Raw genomic sequence first — 4,842 nt, forward strand, 5'->3', positions numbered from 1 at the left:
GACAGATTTGGTGCTTTGATCCGGTGACCGACATCGCAAGCACTGACATTGTCTGAAAACCGCTGCAGGTACACGGCCTGGCTCCCGCAAGGGGCCAGGCCGTTTTTTATTGGGCCACTGCGGTCCCTGAGCCAAGGCCAGAGGAGCCTTGCGGCATGTCCTCATTCACAAACGGAATAGGCGGCACCGTTCCTTAACGCCCTCGTGCTGTTCCCCCATCCAAGTAGTCTGAAACTCCCACCTCGCTTGGGAGTATCGGCCGATGCGCAATTCCCGGCGCTTATCCATAGTTGCGGCCAATGGTCAACGGTCAGGCCAAGATGACCGCAATTGTTCTGGAGAAAGATCATGGCTATTGGAATCACCGGCGTGAACGTTTCGCTGGACGAAACGGCCGGATTGCAGAACACCACCGCCACGCCAAGCCCTGCGGGAGACGCTGACGACAACGACATTCTGGTGGCGTCCCTGCCCTCGGATTTCTCAACCCGCTTGACCGCACTGAGTGCCGGTACCGCAACGGGTGCAGCGTTGAGTGGCTATACCGGTGCCGTGGGCAACACGGGCAGCGATGCGTTCACCATCACCGACGGAGCAAGCATTACCGATATCAGCTTCGTCGACAGCGCTGGCGCACCGCTTAATGGCCTGGACAGCGGACTGGACACCCTCGATGGCACCAGCATCCTTCTCTATACCGATACGAACAACAACATCCTTCTGGGCCGAGCCGGGAGCGCTACCGGCGCGATCGTGTTCGCGGCCTATATCGAAGAAACCGGATCGCCGGTCACCGGCGGCAAGATCTGGACCGTGGAATACCAACCGCTCAAGCATCCAGATGCGACGAATCCTGATGACTCGCTCAATCTGCTGGATAAGGTGTTCATCGGAACCAGTCAGGACCTGGAATTCAGTCTGGCCGGTGTGCCTTCCGGTGCGAACCTCTTCCTGATGTTCACGAAGACGAACCCGACAGTTGTCGACGACGGTGGTGTCTTGCGGATCACGGATCCCACCATCATCGCCACTGGCAAGGACCCCGCAGACGAGTCAAGCGGCGCCAATATCAACACTGGCGACACGATCATTACCAGCCAGGCGGCTAACCCGACCACCTTCGGCACCAACAGTCAGATGATTACGGAACAGGATGGCATCCGCTTTTCGTTCGTCACCGGTGCCAGGCAGGATGTGACCATTCCCAACCTGAGTCCGACCGAAGCAGATGTTGAATCCAACATCGACTTTACCGCCGTCTTCAACGCGAAGATGGCCAGCTTCGAGGTCGTGCAGTTGCAAAGCGGCAAGAGTGCGGTGGTAAAAATCAGCGCATTCACCACCGCTGCTGAACCTGGCGTGAACTTCATCAACGGCTATGCGGGTGATACGTCAATTGCCATCACCAATGTTCGCGTCTTCAACAGCGCCGGGGTGGTGATCGAGAATTCAAACGGATCGGTGAATGATCCGGCCATTGGCATCACCTTTTCCGGTGGGGTTGCAACCATCACCGGCGTTAAAGCCGGCTACCAGATTGAATACACCACAGCGGCGGATCACAACCGCGTGCTCGTCGAGAACGGGGCGGCCCTCGACGCCAGGGGCAATACCCACGCCGACTTTGATATCGGTGGTTTCACACTGCTCCAAACCGCTGTTGCGACCGCCGAAATCGGCTCCAAGCTGATCTTCGAAGATGACGGCCCAGCACTCGCTTTTGGCAACCTGATCGGCACCGGCAGCGTCCTGCCACAAACCGGGTACTGGAGTCATTCGGCCGGCGCCGACGGGCTGAATGCGGACGGTCTGGATATTTCGGTGAATAGCTCGTTCACCCTCGTCAGGCCAGACAACACCACCACAACGGGGACCGCCACACTCACCGAGCAGTCACCCTCACCGGATGGCAATGGCACGTACCAGTTCGTCGGGACCTTGACCGGCGATTTCGACAACAACGCCGCCACGACGGATACCACCATCGACTACACGCTGAGTGCCTTGGCCGATGGCAGTTATGTACTGGATCTGGTTCAAGGCTTCAGTTCGACGGTCGTTCTCAGCAGTGCCGATGGCGCGCTCGGTGCCGGCGGCCCGGACCCCGTGCGCACTTTGTTGATTCCAGAGCAGGATCCACCGACTATTCCTTCGCCATCCGAGGAGATTGTCTTTTTTGGTGTAAACGCGACCACGTCCTCAAGCGATATATTTTCCGCCATCGGGCTGGGAGCACCCGACCTAACCGAAGCGCAGGTAGAAGCCGGCGGGTTTGCGTTCATCGGCGCCGCGAACATGAACGTCAGCACCGCCGGCATTGGCATCGCCAACAACAACCTAGACGGAAACACAACAGCAGGCATCAATGCCGGTGACGAGAGTTTCGTCATCAATCCCGAGTCTTTGTTGTCGAGCATGAAAGTGTTCATCGACAACTCAGTGCAAGGGTACAACCCGGCAACGGAAGAGCTGTATTACACGATCTTCTACGCGGACGGCACCACGTCGGGTTCGCCGACGAAGGTTCTTGCCGCTGATCTGACCTCGGAGGCCGGAGGACAGACGTCCTTCGTCATCGAGAAGGCGGATGCGACGCTGATCGACGCTATTCAGCTCACGATGGGCCTGGGCACGATCAAGATCCCGGTGATCCAGTTCATTCAGGAAACCGAGAACCTGGCCAGTGATATCCAGCTGACGTTCAATGCGACGGTAACGGACAGGGATGGGGACTCGGCGACGAGCACGTTCGACGCCAACCTGTTCGCCAACGACTTGACCGGCACCTTCGACTACACGCTGGTGGGCACGGGCGGTGAGCGGGATGCCTTCAACGTCGACTTGTCATTCACCGAGAACCAGTACCAGGTCACCGGCTTCGATGCGGATGCAAACCTACGAGACACCCTGGTGCTCAACGGCGACCAGAACGCCGGTGTCCAGATCGACACAAGCGGCGCAGACAGCATCGTGACGGTTACCGAAACGGGCGGACAAGTCACGACCATCACCTTGGTCGGGGTCGATCTTGTGACTAGCGACATCGTTATTGGCAGCGTCTGAGGCATCGCACGCGTGAAAAATGCGAGGGTGGCGCAAGTCACCCTCGCATTGTTTTTTGCAGTTCCAATAGGCGATCCGCACGCTCGCGTCACCTTGGGCACCCTGCGGCAGACCACCGACGAAGACGACTAGGCCGAAACTCCTACCCCGTTTGGGAGTATCGGCCAATGTGCAATTCCGGGCGTTTGCTCATAGTTGTAGAGGTCAATGGTCAGACCTCAATGACCGCAATTGCTCGGGAGAAAAATCATGGCTATTGCAATCACAGGCGAGGACGTTGTGCTGGACGAGACGGCCGGGTTACAGAACGCCACCGCCACGCCAACCCCTGCAGGAGACGCTGACGACAACGACATTCTAGTGGCCTCCCTGCCCTCCACCTTCGCTACCCGTTTGACCGCCCTTGGGGCAGGTACTGCAACGGGTGCAGCACTGAGTGGCTATACCGGTGCCGCGGGCGACACTGGCAGCAATGCGTTCACCATCACTGGTGGAGGAAGCATTAGCGACATCAGCTTCGTCGACAGCGCTGGTGCACCACTTAATGGCGTGGACAGTGGACTGGATACCCTCGATGGCACCAGCATCCTTCTCTATAGCGATACGAACAACAACATTCTTTTGGGCCGAGCCGGGGGCGCAGATGGCGCCATCGTGTTCGCTGCCTATATCGAAGAAACCGGATCGCCGGTCACCGGCGGCAAGATCTGGACCGTGGAATACCAACCGCTCAAGCATCCAGATGCTACAAACCCCGATGATTCGCTCAATCTGCTGGATAAGGTGTTCATCGGAGCTACCCAGGACCAGGGATTCAGTCTCGCCGGTGCGCCCTCCGGTCAGAACCTCTTTTTGATGTTCACGAAAGCGAACCCGACAACTGAAACGGTCGATGGTGTCGTGCGGATCACGGATACCACCATCATCGCCACCGGCAAGAACCCCGCAGACCAGTCGAGCGGCGCCAATATCAACACTGGCGACACGATCAATACCAGCCAGGGTGGTGGCCCGACCACCATCGGCACCAACAACCAGATGATTACGGAACAGGAAGGCATCCGCTTTTCGTTCGTCACGGGCGCCAGGCAGGATGTGACCGTTCCCAACCTGAGTCAGACCGAAGCAGATGTTGAATCCAACATCGACTTTACCGGCGTCTTCAATTCGACGTCGGCCAGTTTCGACGTCGTGCAGTTGCAAGGCGGCAAGAGTGCGGTGGTCAAAATCAGCGCATTCAACACCGCTGCTGAACCTGGCGTGAATTTCGTCAACGGCTATGCAAACGATACGCCAGTTGCCATTACCAATGTGCTCGTCACCAACATCAGCACCGGGCAGGTGATCGAGAATTCAGACGGTTCGGTGAATGATCCGGCCATTAACATTACCTTTTCCGGTGGGGTTGCAACCATCACCGGCGTGCTGGCCGGTTACCAGATTGAGTACACCACAACGGCAGATCACAACCGCGTACTCATCGAGAACGGGGCGGCCGTCGACGCCAGGGGCAATGACCACGCCGATTTTGATATTGGTGGCTTCACGCTGCGCGATACCTCTACTACGATCGCCGAAATCGGCTCCAAGATGATCTTCGAAGACGACGGACCAAGCGTCAGCGCCACCGGCACGGAGCCAATACTGACAGTAGACGAAACGGTGCTGACAACCGACGACACCCAGAGCTTTACCGCCAACTTCAGCTCCGCGTTCGGCGCTGATGGCGCGGGTACGCTGACCTATGCGCTGGGCGCGACGGCCGGCCCTTCCGGGCTG

At 58.1% G+C, this 4,842-nt stretch carries 2 protein-coding genes; both read left to right on the plus strand.

What is annotated here, in order from left to right; translation table 11 throughout:
- The first annotated feature begins 348 nt into the window (after positions 1-348).
- Positions 349-3,063 (plus strand): DUF5801 repeats-in-toxin domain-containing protein, encoded by a 2,715-nt coding sequence (locus tag PMI36_RS00015; protein ID WP_008076745.1) that lies wholly within the window; start codon positions 349-351, stop codon positions 3,061-3,063.
- Positions 3,064-3,312: 249 nt separating this feature from the next.
- Positions 3,313-4,842 (plus strand): DUF5801 repeats-in-toxin domain-containing protein (locus PMI36_RS00010; protein WP_008076749.1); only part of this gene is annotated, 1,530 nt, incomplete at its 3' end.

This window comes from Pseudomonas sp. GM79, assembly GCF_000282495.1.
In the GTDB taxonomy this organism is placed as follows: Bacteria; Pseudomonadota; Gammaproteobacteria; order Pseudomonadales; family Pseudomonadaceae; genus Aquipseudomonas.

Coding starts and splice junctions, on each gene's coding strand:
- PMI36_RS00015 (WP_008076745.1), top strand. CDS start 349: ATGGCTATTGGAATCACCGGCGTGAACGTTTCGCTGGACGAAACGGCC.